This is a genomic window from Mesorhizobium sp. M7A.F.Ca.US.006.01.1.1 (assembly GCF_003997935.1).
In the GTDB taxonomy this organism is placed as follows: domain Bacteria; phylum Pseudomonadota; class Alphaproteobacteria; order Rhizobiales; family Rhizobiaceae; genus Mesorhizobium.
Map to the genome: position 1 here is coordinate 1 of NZ_RZQL01000189.1, position 14195 is coordinate 14195.

Annotated in this window: 15 protein-coding genes; 9 read left to right on the top strand and 6 right to left on the bottom strand. The window is 62.5% G+C overall.

Translation table 11 applies throughout. The features are described from left to right. Positions 1-812, bottom strand: an 812-nt coding sequence (gene mnmE, locus EN943_RS26845; protein ID WP_127415310.1) for a tRNA uridine-5-carboxymethylaminomethyl(34) synthesis GTPase MnmE, incomplete at its 3' end; no start/stop codon positions are given. 61 nt (positions 813-873) lie between these two features. Here mnmE and EN943_RS26850 point away from each other — a divergent pair. Next, positions 874-2892 carry a thioredoxin domain-containing protein gene (locus EN943_RS26850; protein ID WP_127415300.1) on the top strand — a complete coding sequence of 673 codons (2019 nt, stop codon included), beginning with the start codon at positions 874-876 and terminating at the stop codon, positions 2890-2892. Positions 2893-3147: 255 nt separating this feature from the next. Here the strand turns inward: EN943_RS26850 and rho are convergent, their stop codons facing one another. The 3 genes from rho to hemE all read right to left on the bottom strand — a co-directional run bounded on the left by rho (position 3148) and on the right by hemE (position 6210). Further along, positions 3148-4413, bottom strand: coding sequence for a transcription termination factor Rho (gene rho, locus EN943_RS26860; RefSeq protein ID WP_013528732.1), 1266 nt, complete (start codon positions 4411-4413; stop codon positions 3148-3150). Positions 4414-4642: 229 nt separating this feature from the next. After that, a complete protein-coding gene (gene hemJ, locus EN943_RS26865; protein WP_127415301.1) occupies positions 4643-5179 on the bottom strand; it encodes a protoporphyrinogen oxidase HemJ in 537 nt (178 codons plus the stop codon). Continuing rightward, complete coding sequence (hemE, locus tag EN943_RS26870; protein WP_127415302.1) at positions 5179-6210, bottom strand: uroporphyrinogen decarboxylase; 1032 nt, start codon at positions 6208-6210, stop codon at positions 5179-5181. Before hemE ends, hemJ begins: the two co-directional genes overlap by 1 nt. A 405-nt stretch (positions 6211-6615) precedes the next feature. Between hemE and EN943_RS26875 the strand changes: the two genes are divergently transcribed. From EN943_RS26875 to EN943_RS26900, 6 genes are all read left to right on the top strand, one after another. Continuing rightward, positions 6616-7437 (top strand): pyruvate, water dikinase regulatory protein, encoded by an 822-nt coding sequence (locus EN943_RS26875; RefSeq protein ID WP_127415303.1) that lies wholly within the window; start codon positions 6616-6618, stop codon positions 7435-7437. 332 nt (positions 7438-7769) lie between these two features. After that, positions 7770-8369, top strand: a complete 600-nt coding sequence (locus EN943_RS26880) for a Maf-like protein (RefSeq protein WP_127415304.1) — start codon at positions 7770-7772, stop codon at positions 8367-8369. Beyond that, positions 8362-9204 (top strand): shikimate dehydrogenase, encoded by an 843-nt coding sequence (locus tag EN943_RS26885; RefSeq protein ID WP_127415305.1) that lies wholly within the window; start codon positions 8362-8364, stop codon positions 9202-9204. The genes EN943_RS26880 and EN943_RS26885 overlap by 8 nt, the downstream gene beginning before the upstream one ends. After that, complete coding sequence (gene coaE, locus EN943_RS26890) at positions 9201-9794, top strand: dephospho-CoA kinase (RefSeq protein WP_127415306.1); 594 nt, start codon at positions 9201-9203, stop codon at positions 9792-9794. The genes EN943_RS26885 and coaE overlap by 4 nt, the downstream gene beginning before the upstream one ends. A 91-nt stretch (positions 9795-9885) precedes the next feature. Then, positions 9886-10587: a DNA polymerase III subunit epsilon gene (gene dnaQ / locus EN943_RS26895; RefSeq protein WP_127415307.1), complete on the top strand. Its 702-nt coding sequence runs from the start codon at positions 9886-9888 to the stop codon at positions 10585-10587. Between the two features lie 204 nt (positions 10588-10791). After that, positions 10792-11079, top strand: coding sequence for a GIY-YIG nuclease family protein (locus EN943_RS26900; RefSeq protein WP_127415308.1), 288 nt, complete (start codon positions 10792-10794; stop codon positions 11077-11079). Between the two features lie 211 nt (positions 11080-11290). Here EN943_RS26900 and secB read toward each other — a convergent pair whose 3' ends face one another. Continuing rightward, positions 11291-11788: a protein-export chaperone SecB gene (gene secB, locus EN943_RS26905; protein ID WP_023813420.1), complete on the bottom strand. Its 498-nt coding sequence runs from the start codon at positions 11786-11788 to the stop codon at positions 11291-11293. Positions 11789-11918: 130 nt separating this feature from the next. Further along, on the bottom strand, positions 11919-12419 hold the full coding sequence (locus EN943_RS26910) for an FxsA family protein (protein ID WP_024502218.1): 501 nt from the start codon (positions 12417-12419) through the stop codon (positions 11919-11921). A gap of 217 nt (positions 12420-12636) precedes the next feature. On the opposite strand from EN943_RS26910, the gene EN943_RS26915 reads away from it, so the two are divergent. Beyond that, on the top strand, positions 12637-13344 hold the full coding sequence (locus tag EN943_RS26915; protein ID WP_023813422.1) for a Tim44/TimA family putative adaptor protein: 708 nt from the start codon (positions 12637-12639) through the stop codon (positions 13342-13344). A gap of 25 nt (positions 13345-13369) precedes the next feature. After that, a partial coding sequence (locus EN943_RS26920; RefSeq protein WP_127415309.1) for an MltA domain-containing protein occupies positions 13370-14195 on the top strand: 826 nt, incomplete at its 3' end.

The window sequence follows — 14195 nt, forward strand, 5'->3', positions numbered from 1 at the left end:
TCCGTGAGCCGGACCCGCAGCCCCTGAAGATCAAGTGTCACTTCAAGCAGGTCGCGGGTCGTGCCTGGTTCATCCGTTACTATAGCGGCATCCCGCCGCGCCAGGGCGTTGAACAGACTCGACTTACCGGCGTTGGGCGCGCCAAGGATGACGACCTCGAAGCCGTCGCGAATGATCTCGGCGGCGCGAAACCCGGCGATGTGGCGGTCGATCTCGCCGATCATTGTCCCGACATCGGACCAAACCGTGTCCGAAACGGAACCGGGAACATCGTCCTCATCGGCGAAATCGATCTCCGCCTCGATCATGGCCCGGGCATGGATAAGCCGGCGGCGCCAGCCGAGGTAAACCTCGCTCTGGACGCCTTCGGCATTTTGGACCGCAAAGCGGCGCTGCGCCTCGGTCTCCGCATTGACGAGATCGGCCAGCGCCTCGGTCTCGACCAGGTCGACCTTGCCGTTGAGAAAGGCGCGGCGCGTGAATTCGCCGGGCTCCGCGTGCCTGACGCCGTCAAAGCCAGCGATCGTCTCCAGCATTTTTGCCACAACGGCACGACCGCCATGAACATGGAATTCCGCGACGTCCTCGCCGGTGAAACTGGCCGGGCCGGGAAAGAAAACGACCAGGCCGGTGTCGAGCACAGCCCCATCGGGCGCCGTGAACCTGCGCAAGACCGCGACGCGGTCCTTAACCATACCTCCGGCAATCGTTTCGACTACGAATCGAGTCTGCGGGCCGGAAATGCGGATGACGGCGACGCCGGCCGGGAGCCGGCCGCTCGACAGTGCTACGATGGAATCGCCTGAAATCATTTGCCCGCTCACCCGAACCGCCCTAGCTTCACGCCCATCCGACCACCCGAGTTTGTTCATCGTGACGTTGCCCGCGCAAAATCTGCTTGCTGAAGAAGCCAGCCCCTATCTGCAGCAGCACAGCGGCAATCCTGTCCACTGGCGGGCCTGGTCTCCGGCCTCGCTTGACGAGGCAAAGGCGCTGGACAGGCCGATCCTGCTCTCGGTCGGCTATGCCGCCTGCCATTGGTGCCATGTCATGGCGCATGAAAGCTTCGAGAACGACGGTGTCGCCGCCGTCATGAACCGTCTGTTCGTCAATATCAAGGTCGACCGCGAGGAGCGCCCCGACATCGACCAGATCTATATGGCCGCGCTCTCCGCAATGGGCGAGCAAGGCGGCTGGCCGCTGACCATGTTCCTGACGCCGGACGGCAAGCCGTTCTGGGGCGGCACCTATTTTCCGCGCGAGCCGCGTTATGGCCGCCCCGGTTTCATCCAGGTGATGGAGGCGGTCGACAAGGCCTGGCGCGAAAAGCGAGCCAGCCTCAACCAGAGCGCCGACGGCCTGACCACACATGTCGAGGCACGGCTCGCCGGCTCGCATGCGAAAACAGGACTGGATCGCGGCACGCTGGCTGAGCTTGCCAAGGGCATAGACGGCATGATCGACCGCGATCTCGGCGGCTTGCGCGGCGCGCCGAAATTCCCCAATGCCCCGTTCATGCAAACGCTGTGGTTGTCCTGGCTGCGCGACGGCAATGCCAGCCATCGCGACGACGTCCTCAACAGCCTCGAACAGATGCTCAGCGGCGGCATCTACGACCACATCGGCGGCGGGCTCAGCCGTTACTCGACCGACGCCGAATGGCTGGTGCCGCATTTCGAAAAAATGCTCTACGACAACGCCCAGTTGATCCGCTTCTGCAACTGGGCCTATGCCGCAAGTGGCAATGAATTGTTCCGGGTACGAATCGAAGAGACGATCGACTGGCTGCTGCGCGAAATGCGCGGCGGCGGCGGCGCTTTTGCCGCCAGTCTCGACGCCGACAGCGACGGCGAGGAAGGGCTGTTCTACACCTGGAGCCGAGACGAGGTCGAAGCCGCTCTTGGCGATGATTCCGCGTTGTTTTTCAAGCACTTCACGCTATCCAGCCCGCATGGCTGGGAAGGCAAGCCGGTCGTCCACCAAACCCTGTCCCAGCAATCGCACTATGTGATCGATCGCGAAGAGATCAGCCCGCTCAAGGCGAAACTCCTTGCAGTCCGGGAAGAGCGGGTCAGGCCCGGCCTTGACGCAAAGACCCTCACCGACTGGAACGGCCAGATGATCGCAGCACTTGCCGAGGCCGGCCGGTCGCTGGCGCGGCCTGACTGGATCGATACGGCGGCAAAGGCCTTCGCCCATATCAGCACTGCCGGCCGCGACGGCCGTCTGCCGCATTCGATGCTCGGCGCCAGAAAACTGTTCCCTGCTTTGTCCGCCGACTATGCCGCCATGACCAACGCAGCGATCTCGCTGTTCGAGGCCACTGGGAATTGGAGCTATGTCGACCAGGCCGGCCAGTTTGTCGAGCAGCTCGACCATTGGCACGCCGATACCGAGAAGACAGGTTATTACCTGACCGCCTCGGACAGCACCGACGTGCCGATCCGCATCCGCGGCGATGTCGACGAGGCCATTCCCTCCGCCACCGGCCAGATCATCGAGGCACTGGTCCGGCTGGCCTCCGTCACTGGCAATCTCGACCTGCAGGAAATGGCCTGGCAAGTCGCCGAGCATGCCGCCGGCCGTGCTGCGCAGCAGGCCTACGGCCAGGCCGGCATCGTCAACGCCTGCGCGCTGGCGATCGAGCCGCTCAAACTGGTCATCGTGGATGCGCTGGACGATCCAAAGCTCGTTCCGGTAGCGAATCGATGCCTGGACCCGCGTCGCGTCGACATTGTCGTGTCGATCGGTACGGTAGCGAATCGACCCCTGCTGCCCGGTGGAATCCTGCCGCCGACTGCAAGGCCGGGCGCATGGTTGTGTACCGGGCAGGTTTGCTTACCGGTGGTGACGGATGCCGAGGAGCTGGAGCGGTTGTTGCACCGGCAATAGCGTAGCGCCGCTACTTGATCAGGCCAAAATTCTGGAACGTTGACGCCGCCCCTCATTGCCCTGCCGGGCATTTCTCCCCGTATAGTGACGGGGAGAAAGACGCGATCATCGATGGCTTCGCCAATTTTCAACGCAGAGGAAAGAACGCCGAGATAGCGGCCGCCTCTCTTCTCCCCGTCACTATACGGAGAGAAGGTGCCGGCAGGCGGATGAGGGGCAGCGCGAACAGCTGCCTATTTGCCCTCGACCCAGCCCTTACGTGTTCATCGAATCGAAGAAATCCGCATTGGTCTTGGTCTGCTTCAGCTTGTCGATCAGGAACTCGATCGCGTCGGTGGTTCCCATCGGCGCCAGGATGCGGCGCAGCACGAAGATCTTCTGCAGATCCTGCTTGGAAACCAGCAGGTCTTCCTTGCGGGTGCCGGACTTCAAGATGTCCATGGCCGGATAGATGCGCTTGTCGGCCACCTTGCGGTCGAGCTGGATTTCGCAGTTGCCGGTGCCCTTGAACTCTTCGAAGATGACTTCGTCCATGCGGCTGCCGGTATCGATCAGCGCGGTGGCGATGATGGTCAGCGAGCCGCCTTCCTCGATGTTGCGGGCGGCGCCGAAGAAGCGCTTCGGCCGCTGCAGCGCGTTGGCGTCGACACCACCGGTCAGCACCTTGCCGGATGACGGCACGACGGTGTTGTAGGCGCGGCCGAGACGGGTGATCGAATCGAGCAGGATGACGACGTCGCGGCCATGTTCGACCAGGCGCTTGGCCTTCTCGATCACCATTTCGGCGACCTGCACGTGGCGCACCGCCGGCTCGTCGAAGGTCGAGGAGATCACCTCGCCCTTCACCGAGCGCTGCATGTCGGTCACTTCTTCCGGGCGCTCGTCGATCAGCAGCACGATCAGATAGCATTCCGGATGGTTGGCGGTGATCGAGTGGGCGATGTTCTGCATCAGAACCGTCTTGCCCGTACGCGGCTGCGCGTTGATCAAGGCGCGCTGCCCCTTGCCGATCGGCGCGACCAGGTCGATCACGCGGGCCGAGATGTCCTTGGTGGTCACATTCTCGATCTCCATCTTCAGCCGCTTGGTCGGATAGAGCGGCGTCAGATTGTCGAAGTGGATCTTGTGACGGATCTTCTCGGGGTCGTCGAAATTGATGGTGTTGACCTTGAGCAGCGCGAAATAGCGCTCGCCCTCTTTCGGGCTGCGGATCGGCCCTTCGACTGTATCGCCGGTCTTCAGCGAAAAGCGCCGGATCTGCGACGGCGAAATATAGATGTCGTCGGGACCTGGCAGATAATTGGCGTTGGCGGAGCGCAGGAAGCCGAAACCGTCCTGCAGCACCTCGACCACGCCATCACCGATGATCTCGATCTCCTGGGCGGCCAGCTTCTTCAGGATCGCAAACATCAGCTCCTGCTTGCGCATGACGCTGGCGTTTTCGACCTCGAGCGATTCGGCATAAGCGATCAGCTCTGGCGGTTTCTTGTTCTTGAACTCAGCGAGTTTCATTTCTTGCATAGACGGACCTTGAATAGATGGAGTCTGGGTAGGCTTTGGGAAAATATCGGCGGGATGCGACAAATGCCGGGCGCGGCCGAAAACAACGAGGGGCGGCGCATGACGGGAAGGAAGACCCGTCTTTTATCGTCGGTCGGGTGAAAGAGCAAGCTGCGTTTTGCGTGACCTATGAAGGCTTAAAACGCATCAACGCCAGTCATTGTCTCCTGGCCGTTTTGAGCGACATGCATCAGAACGGCTTGACCACCACCAGGATGACGATTGCGATCATCAGCAATGTGGGGATCTCGTTGACCATCCGCCAGTGCCTGGCCGGTTTTTCATTGCGGTCCTCGGCGAATTTGCGCACCGCGCCGGCCAGATAGCCGTGAACGGCCGACAGCAAAAGCACCGCACCGATCTTGGCGTGAAGCCAGCCGCCCTGGAAACCAAAACCCTTCCAGGCGAGCCACAGGCCGAACACCCAGGTGACGATCATCGCCGGATTGATGATGCCGCGCAGCAGGCGCCGCTCCATCACCTTGAAGGTTTCCGACTGCACCGAGCCCTTCTCGGCATCGGCGTGATAGACCAGCAGCCGCGGCAGATAGAGCATGCCGGCCATCCATGAGATGACGGCGAGAATATGGATCGCCTTTGCCCAGGGATAAAAACTGTCGGGTGCGGCGAAATACAAAAGCGCGGTGAGAACGACCAGGACACCCAGGCCGATCGTCATCCGTATCATCGCCTGGCCGGTGCTGTTCGTGTTGTTCATCCGAGCCATCAGCGTGTCGCGCTCCGCACCTGTTTCACCATCGCCTCGACATGGGCGATCGGCGTCTCCGGCGTGATGCCGTGACCGAGATTGAAGATCAGCGGCCCATCTCCCAGCGCTTTCAGGATCGCTTCGACGCCGTCGGATAGGGCCTTGCCCCCAGCCACGAGGCGCAAGGGATCGAGATTGCCCTGAACCGCACCCGAGCGCTGCAAATCCTTCGCCGCTATCAGGGGCACCGTCCAGTCGATCCCCAGCGCCGTTACGCCGGTCTTCTGTCGATAGGTCCGGTAGCGCGAACCGGCGCCCTTGGGAAAACCGATGATAGGAACATCGGGATGAACCGCCCGCACCCGGCCAACGATCTCGGCCACCGGCTGAACGCAGAACAGGTCGAAAGTTTCATCGTCCAGCACTCCCGACCAGGAATCGAAAATCTGCACCACATCCGCTCCCGCCTCGATCTGGCGGATGAGATAGGCGGCCGAATGTTCGGCAAGCACCTTCAGCAATCGTTGAAAGGCCACCGGCTCGCGATAGGCAAAAAGCCGCGCCGGCGCCTGGTCGGGTGTGCCATGGCCGGCGATCATGTAGGTCGCCACCGTCCACGGCGCGCCGCAGAAGCCGATCAGGGTTGTCTCTTCGGGGAGTTTGGCCCGCAACCGGCGAACCGTCTCGTAGACCGGTTCGAGATTCACGTGAAACACCTCGCCTTCCAGAGCCAAAATCTCCGGCGCGGTGATCGGCGTCAGCAGCGGCCCTCTGCCCTCTTCGAAGCGGACGTCACGGCCAAGCGCATGCGGAACGACAAGGATATCGGAAAACAGGATCGAGGCATCGAAGCCGAAGCGCTCGATCGGCTGCAAGGTCACTTCGACCGCAAGGTCGGGATCATAGCAGAGGTCCAGGAACGAGCCCGCGCGTCTGCGCGTTTCCCGATATTCCGGCAGATAGCGTCCCGCCTGACGCATCATCCAGAGCGGAGGCGGAAAATGAGCCTTGCCCTTCAGGACATCCAGCATGATCCGGTTCTGGGGCATCGGGTGCTCGCTTCTCCCAGCCTCTTCTATAATCAAAGATTCTTATATCTAAGATTCTTCTGATTCTAAGAGTCTGTTGGTTCTGGTGGTTGCCACCTGTCCCGCTTTGCCCCGGAAAACACCAGCCAACATATTGTCGCGTGCTTCTCTTTCCCAGATGTAGGGTTCTGGGGATAGCTCTGAATCGATCAATCGAGTCAAAGTGTTAGGCACAGCGGTGAAAAGCAGGTCCTGTGGATGGACCGCAGTCGAAAAAAGCCGTCCCCAAACTTGTCCCCAGTCGCCCGACGAAGCTGACAGCGCATCGAATTGTGGACAAACTGCCATCTGATACAGTCGCCTCCGACCGCCCCGTCTTTTCATCCCGCTTTATCCACAGAAGCCCACAGCCCCAGGTGACCCCCTGTGAACAAACCCCAGAGCTTCTTCCATTTGCACCTGATTTCCGACGCGACTGGCGAAACGCTGCTCGCCGCCGGCCGGGCGGCTTCGGCGCAGTACAAGGATGCGCGCGCCATCGAGCACATCTATCCGCTCATCCGCACCGAAAAGCAGGTGGCGAAGGTGTTCGAGGACATCGAGGAAGAGCCGGGCATCATCCTCTATACGGTCGTCGACCAGAAGCTGGCGCGCGGCATCGACGAGCGCTGCGCGGCCATGGGCCTGCCCTGCGTATCGGTGCTGGAGCCGGTACTGACCGTGTTCCAGTCCTATCTCGGCACCCCGGCCGGCCGCCGTGTCGGTGCCCAGCATGTTCTCGACGCCGAATATTTCCGCCGCATCGATGCGCTCAATTTCACCATGGACCATGATGACGGCCAGTTGCCGCTCAACATGGACGATGCCGATGTCGTGCTGATCGGCATCTCGCGGACGTCGAAGACGCCGACCAGCATCTATCTCGCCAACCGCGGCATCAAGACCGCCAACATTCCGATCGTGCTCGGCGTGCCGGTGCCCGAAAGCCTGGTCGCCGCCAGCAAGCCGCTCATCGTCGGGCTGATCGCCACCGCCGAGCGCATCTCGCATGTCCGGCAAAACCGCATTCTCGGCAACAGCAGTTCGTATGAGGCGACCGATTATGTCGACCGCGCCGCCATCTCGGAAGAGCTCGCCTATGCCCGCAAGATCTGCACGCGCCATGGCTGGCCGATGATCGACGTCAGCCGCCGCTCGATCGAGGAAACGGCGGCGGCGATCGTTGCCCTGCGGGGGAAGAACAGATAGTTCGTGCTGTGCGATGCGTTGCTAACACCCACCGCTGCGTCGCTTGAAAGGTCACGGCATGGATCCTAGGGTCTCCGCGACGGAGCTTCGCTCCTGCTTCGCCCTAGGATGACGAATGGAAGGATCGTTTCTGCCAATGTCCAACGCGTGTAGTTAGCGTCAGCCCACTGTGCCTTCGTCATCCTAGGGCGGAGCAAGGAGCGAAGCGACGCGGCGCAGACCCTAGGATCCATGCCGTTACGGTGACAGAGGATCGCAGCGTTCCAGAGTTTGCTCGAGCCATCTCCGGTTCGGTCTGACCGGATCATCAACCTACATCAGGCGTAAAAACCATGACCGAAAAACTCATCCTCGCTTCCGGCAGTCCGTTCCGCAAGGCGATGCTGGTCAATGCCGGCGCCGACGTCGAGGCGGTGCCGGCCGATGTCGACGAGCGCGCGCTCGAGGGGCCTTTGCAGGATAGCGGCGTCTCGCCCGAAGACGTCGCCCTGGTGCTGGCCGAGGCCAAGGCCACAGAAGTGAGCGAGCGCAGGCCGGGCGCCCTGGTGCTCGGCTGCGACCAGACGCTGTCGCTCGGCGACGAGGTGTTCCACAAGCCGGCTGACATGGAAGGCGCGCGCCGTCATTTGCTGGCGCTGTCGGGCAGGACCCATCAGCTGAACAGCGCCGCTGTTCTGGTTCGCGACGGCAAGGTTTTGTGGCGGCATGTCGGCATCGCCTCAATGACCATGCGCAAGCTCGACCCGGCCTTCATCGGCCGCCACCTCGCCCGCGTCGGCGCCAAGGCGTTATCCAGCGTCGGCGCTTATCAGATCGAAGGCGAAGGCATTCAATTGTTCGAGAAAATCGAGGGCGATCATTTCACCATTGTCGGCCTGCCGCTTCTGCCGCTGCTGGCCGAACTGCGTGACCTGGGGGCGATCGATGGCTGAGTCGTCAAAGAAAGCGTTCGTCACCGGCCATCCGGTCAAGCATTCGCGCTCGCCGAAGATCCATGGCCACTGGCTGGCCAGGCATGGCATCGACGGAAGCTACCAGGCGATCGACGTGGCGCCGCAGGATTTTGCCGTGTTCGTGAAAACGCTGCAGGCAAACAATTACCGCGGTGGCAACGTCACCATACCGCACAAGGAGGCCGCCTTCGCGTTGGCCGACCAGCGCGACCAGGCGGCGCAAGAAATCGGCGCCGTCAACACGCTGTGGTTCGAGGACGGCGTCCTGTGGGGCGGCAACACCGACGGTCACGGCTTTGCCGCCAACCTCGACGATCATGCGCCGGGCTGGGCGAGCACGGGACCGGCGGTGGTGCTCGGCGCCGGCGGCGCGTCGCGCGCCGTCATCCATGCGCTGAAGGAGCGCGGCGTTGCCGACATCCGCATCGTCAACCGCACTCTGGCCCGGGCGCAAGAATTGCGCGATCGTTTCGGCGCCGGCGTGTCGGCGCATGGCATGGCGGCTACGGATGAACTGCTCGGCGATGCCGGCCTGCTGGTCAACACCACCGCGCTCGGCATGCACGGCAATGAAGGCCTGTCGGCTGATCCCGCCCGGCTGCCGGACCACGCCATCGTCACCGACATCGTCTATGTGCCGCTGGAGACGCCGCTGCTCGCGGCCGCCCGCGCGCGAAATCTGAAGACGGTCGACGGCCTCGGCATGCTGCTGCATCAGGCCGTGCCCGGCTTCGAACGCTGGTTCGGCATCAGGCCGCGGGTGACGGGGGAATTGCGCGCGCTTATCGTTGCCGATCTGGTGCCGAAGCCATGATCGTGCTCGGCCTCACCGGCTCGATCGGCATGGGCAAGTCGACCACGGCCAGGATGTTCACTGACGCCGGCGTGCCGGTCCATGATTCCGACGAGACGGTGCATCGCCTCTACGCCGGCAAGGCAGCCCCCCTGGTCGAGGCCGCCTTTCCCGGCACCACACTTGCCGGCGTGGTCGATCGTGCCAAACTTGGCGCGCGCGTGCTCGGCGATGCTGTCGCGCTGAAGCGGCTCGAGGCGATCATTCACCCGCTGGTGCGCGCCGACGCCGATGCCTTTCTGGCCAGGCATCGTAACGCCGGCGCGCCGATCGCTGTTCTCGACATTCCCCTGCTGTTCGAAACCGGCGGCCGCAACCGCGTCGACAAGGTCGTCGTCGTCACAGCACCAGCCGAGATCCAGCGCCAGCGTGTGCTGGCGCGGCCGGGCATGACGGAAGAAAAATTGGCATCGATCCTGGCCAAGCAGGTGCCGGACGCGGAAAAACGCCGCCAGGCCGATTTCATCGTCGACACCGGCCAGGGGATGGAAGCCGCGCGCGCTCAAGTGAATGCGATCATTGCAGAATTGATCGGGGTGTCTGGTCGCTGACGCTTTCCTTCTCCCACAAGGGAGAAGGGAAAAGAGGCATTGCCATTTTGTTCCGGTCTCACGATTCTGCTCCTTTGGAGCGACTGATTCGATGCGTGAGATCATCTTCGACACGGAAACCACCGGCCTCGATTCGCGCGACGACCGCGTCATCGAGCTGGGCGGCGTCGAGCTGGTCAACCGCTTCCCGACCGGCAGGACCTTCCACCATTACATCAACCCGCAAGGCCGCGCGATCCACGCCGAGGCACAGGCGGTGCACGGCATCAGCGCGACGGACCTCGCGGGCAAGCCGACCTTTGCCGAGATTGCGCAGGAGTGGCTGGACTTCACCGACGGCGCCAAGCTGGTCGCCCACAATGCCACTTTCGACGTCGGCTTCCTCAACGTCGAATTCGGCCGGCTGGGCCACCCGGTCATCGATAACGGCCTCGTCGTCGACACGCTGGCGCTGGCGCGCCGCAAGCACCCGATGGGCCCCAATTCGCTCGATGCGCTCTGCCGGCGCTACGGCATCGACAACACCAAGCGCACCAAGCACGGCGCCCTGCTCGATTCCGAATTGCTGGCCGAGGTTTATATCGAGCTGATCGGCGGCAAGCAGGCGGCCCTCATCCTCGACAGCGCCACCGCGCCGGCGCAAGGCGAAAATGTCCGCCAGATCGAGATCATCATCAGCCAGCGCCCGGCACCCCTGCCGCCGCGCGTCACCGAAGCCGAACGCGCCGCGCACGCCGGCATGGTCGGGACACTTGGGGAAAAGGCGCTTTGGCTGAAGGTTGCGGCCGGCTGAGCGACAAGGTGAAGGCCGGTTGGCAGCGAGGTTGGTAGAGCCGACCCTCGAAATTGGCCGCAGAGCCCCACGCCTTCGTCATCCTAGGGCGGAGCAAGGAGCGAAGCGACGCCACGCAGACCCTAGGATCCATGCCGTGACGTTTGCCTTAGAATGTAACGGATCAGGATGTTCTCCCGACGCATTGCCCGGTAGCACTAATCTATGACCGGCTATGTCTACATGACCGCAAGCCAAAAGCGTGGCACCATCTACATCGGTGTCACCAACGATCTCGGCCGCCGCATACCGGAGCACAAATCCGGCGATGGTGCAGGTTTTACCAGCCGTTACGGCGTTCAACGATTGGTCTGGTACGAAGAATTTTTCGACGTCACTGATGCCATCCAGCGTGAGAAATCGCTTAAACGCTGGCCTCGTCAATGGAAGATTGAATTGATCGAAAAGATCAATCCGGAGTGGTTCGAGCTTTTTCGTGGGACGGGGTGGTAGCGCTCGATCCTGGTCCGCTTTGACCCGTCGCTTGAGTCACGGCATGGATCCTAGGGTCTGCGCCGCGTCGCTTCGCTCCTTGCTCCGCCCTAGGATGACGAAGGCGTGGGGAGCTTGCAGCCAACCTCGAGCAGGTGCTGTCCCACCAGCACCCAAAACAAAAAACCCGGCGCGAGGCCGGGCTTTTCAAACGCTTCCGAGACAGCAGGTCTCAGCTCACCTTGACCTTGGACGCCTCGTCCTCGGCCAACTTCTGCTGGAACATCTGAGCGAAGTCGATCGGGTCGAGCATCAGCGGCGGGAAGCCGCCATTGCGGGTTGCCTCGGCGATGATCTGCCGGGCGAACGGGAACAAAAGGCGCGGGCATTCGATGAACAGGATCGGCAGCATGTGCTCCTGCGGAAAGCCTGCGATGGCGAACACGCCGCCATAGACCAGCTCGACATTGAACAGCACTTCCTGATCGAAGGACGCCTTGGCGTTCAGCGTCAGATTGACGTCGAACTGCTTGTCCGAGAGCGGGTTGGCGTTGACGTTGACGTTGATGGCGATGCCCGGCGCCTTGTCGCGGCCGCGCAGCGAATTCGGGGCGCCGGGGCTTTCGAAGGACAGGTCCTTCACATATTGCGCCAGAACGTTGAGCGACGGCTGCGCCGCATTGCCGTTTCCGTTGGCTGCGCCGACCGGCGCGTCATCTTTGCTGGCCATAAGCCTTGTCCTCTTGCCTGGGCAGCGTCGCTGACCGAATTGAAATCGGGCGTTCGCTACCATGGCGGGGATGACAAGACAAGGTTTGCCGCCTTGCTTGCCGGCTGCGGGATGGAGATGGGACGGGGCGCTAATCGTCCTTCAGGCGGCGCCAGGGCGAGTTGTGATCCGGGCCGCGCTTCAGATCGTCCTCGCGCGAATAGTCGCCGTCCTCGAGGTCGATGACCCTGTCGCGCTGGCGGCCGCGAAAACCGCCGGTCGAGAAATCGGTGGCGACGACAATGCGGCCCTTGAACCGGCTCCAGGCAAAGTCGCGCAATGGCGGCAGGAACAGCAGTAGGCCGATGATGTCGGTGATGAAGCCGGGGATGATCAGGAGGATCGCCGCAACCACGATCATGGCGCCGTGCGCAAGGTGGCGGCTGGGGTTCTGGCCGGCGGCCATCTCGGTGCGGATGCGGGCCATCACACCAAAACCCTGGTACCGGAGCAAAAGCACGCCGGCGATGCTCGAGGCCAGCACGAGGCCGACCGTCGCCAGCGCGCCGACCTCGCGGCCGACGATGACGAAACCGGCGATTTCCAGCAGCGGAAGCGCGAGGAGAAAGAAGGGAAGCAGCGAAATGCGCAAGTCTTGCCAGCCTTTTTCGATTGTTATGATCGTTTCGATTGTTTTGGCCGCCAGCGAGCAATCGCCGCTGGCACTGAGGCAGTTAGATAGGTATGCCTGCCTTTGATTTGAATGATTGCGCCTTGCGTTCTATATGCTTTGAATGTTGAACGCTATGCGACCGTGGCCATTGGGCCTGACGGTCCGGCCACAGGGCAGGGATTGATTGGCGGAAGATATGGGATTCTTCGACTTCGGCACGATTTTCTTCCTGATTGCGGCGGTGGTCATCTTTTTCCAGCTGCGCAATGTGCTGGGCCGCCGCACCGGCAGCGAACGGCCGCCCTTCGATCCCTATTCGGCGGCTCGCACCGGCGACAAGGATGCCGCCCAGAAATCCGAAAACGTCGTCTCGCTGCCGCGCAAGCGCCCGCCAGGCGAGCCGGCTCCCGACACCTATGCCGCGATCGACGCTTTCGCCAAGCCCGATACCGACCTCAACAAGGGCCTGCGCACGATCAAGGACAATGATCCGTCCTTCGAGCCGAAGGGTTTCGTCGACGGCGCCAAGATGGCTTACGAGATGATCGTCATGGCTTATGCCGACGGCGATCGCAAAACGCTGAAGAACCTTTTGTCGCGCGAGGTCTATGACGGTTTTGTCGCCGCCATCGGCGAGCGCGAGGCCAAGGCGGAAAAGATCCAATCCTCCTTCGTCGGCATCGACAAGGCCGACATCGTCTCGGCCGAGATGAAGGGCGGCGAGGCGCATGTCACGCTGCGCATCATCAGCGAGCTGATTTCGGCGACCCGCGACAAGGCCGGTGCCGTCATCGATGGCGATCCGGAAACCGTCGCCGAGGTCAAGGATGTCTGGACCTTCGCCCGCGACACGCGCTCGCGCGATCCGAACTGGAAGCTCGTCGCCACCGAGGAAGAAGACTAGTTCGGAAACACGCGGCGAGGCTCCGGTGTCGCTATCGCCTCTTTTTGTCGAGAAAGCCTTCGGCGATCTGCCCGGCTGGGACGATGACGACCATCAGGCAGCCTTTGCCGCCTTTCGCCGCTCGGCCTTCCATGTCCTGACCAAACCCTATCGCAGTGGTGCGCTCGGCGTCGACTTCCACGCTTTTGCCGATGCCTATGCCGAGGCCCGGATCGTTTCGCCGGCGAATCGGTCGCCGGTTTTGACCCGCGGGGAAGCCCGCGCCTTTTTCGAGCGCCATTTTGTCCCGGCGCTTATCCCTGCCGAAAATGCCGGCGCCGGGCTCGTCACCGGTTTCTACGAACCGCAAGTCGAGGCGTCACCGGTGCGCACGGACCGGTTTTCGCTGCCATTGCTGTCGCGCCCGGCCGATCTCGTCGATATCGATGACGCAAACCGGCCGCCCGGCCTGGACCCCTATCTCGCTTTCGCGCGCCAGACGCCGAACGGGCCGGTCGAGTATCCCGACCGTGGCGAGATCGAGCGCGGCGCGCTGGATGGCAAGGGTCTGGAAATCGCCTGGCTGGCCGACAAGGTCGATGCCTTCTTCATTCACGTGCAAGGTGCCGCACGCCTCGCCATGACCGACGGCCGGCTTGCCCGCGTCACCTATGCCGCCAAATCCGGCCAGCGCTTCACCGGGCCCGGCAAGATCCTGAGCGAGATTGGCGAGATCCCGCTGGCGGAGGTGACGATGCAGTCGATCCGCGCCTGGTTCAAGGCGCATCCGGACCGCGCCGACGAGATCCTGTGGCAGAACCGCTCTTACATCTTCTTCCGCCCGGCCGATGTCGAGGACGCCGCTCTTGGCC

Excerpts from the sequence above, each read along its gene's own strand:
- secB (WP_023813420.1), bottom strand. The coding sequence starts at position 11,788 with ATGGCCAGCAAAGATGACGCGCCGGTCGGCGCAGCCAACGGAAACGGC.
- rho (WP_013528732.1), bottom strand. The coding sequence starts at position 4,413 with ATGCAAGAAATGAAACTCGCTGAGTTCAAGAACAAGAAACCGCCAGAG.
- EN943_RS26900 (WP_127415308.1), top strand. The coding sequence starts at position 10,792 with ATGACCGGCTATGTCTACATGACCGCAAGCCAAAAGCGTGGCACCATC.
- EN943_RS26885 (WP_127415305.1), top strand. The coding sequence starts at position 8,362 with ATGGCTGAGTCGTCAAAGAAAGCGTTCGTCACCGGCCATCCGGTCAAG.
- EN943_RS26880 (WP_127415304.1), top strand. The coding sequence starts at position 7,770 with ATGACCGAAAAACTCATCCTCGCTTCCGGCAGTCCGTTCCGCAAGGCG.
- hemE (WP_127415302.1), bottom strand. The coding sequence starts at position 6,210 with ATGCCCCAGAACCGGATCATGCTGGATGTCCTGAAGGGCAAGGCTCAT.
- hemJ (WP_127415301.1), bottom strand. The coding sequence starts at position 5,179 with ATGGCTCGGATGAACAACACGAACAGCACCGGCCAGGCGATGATACGG.
- dnaQ (WP_127415307.1), top strand. The coding sequence starts at position 9,886 with ATGCGTGAGATCATCTTCGACACGGAAACCACCGGCCTCGATTCGCGC.
- coaE (WP_127415306.1), top strand. The coding sequence starts at position 9,201 with ATGATCGTGCTCGGCCTCACCGGCTCGATCGGCATGGGCAAGTCGACC.
- EN943_RS26915 (WP_023813422.1), top strand. The coding sequence starts at position 12,637 with ATGGGATTCTTCGACTTCGGCACGATTTTCTTCCTGATTGCGGCGGTG.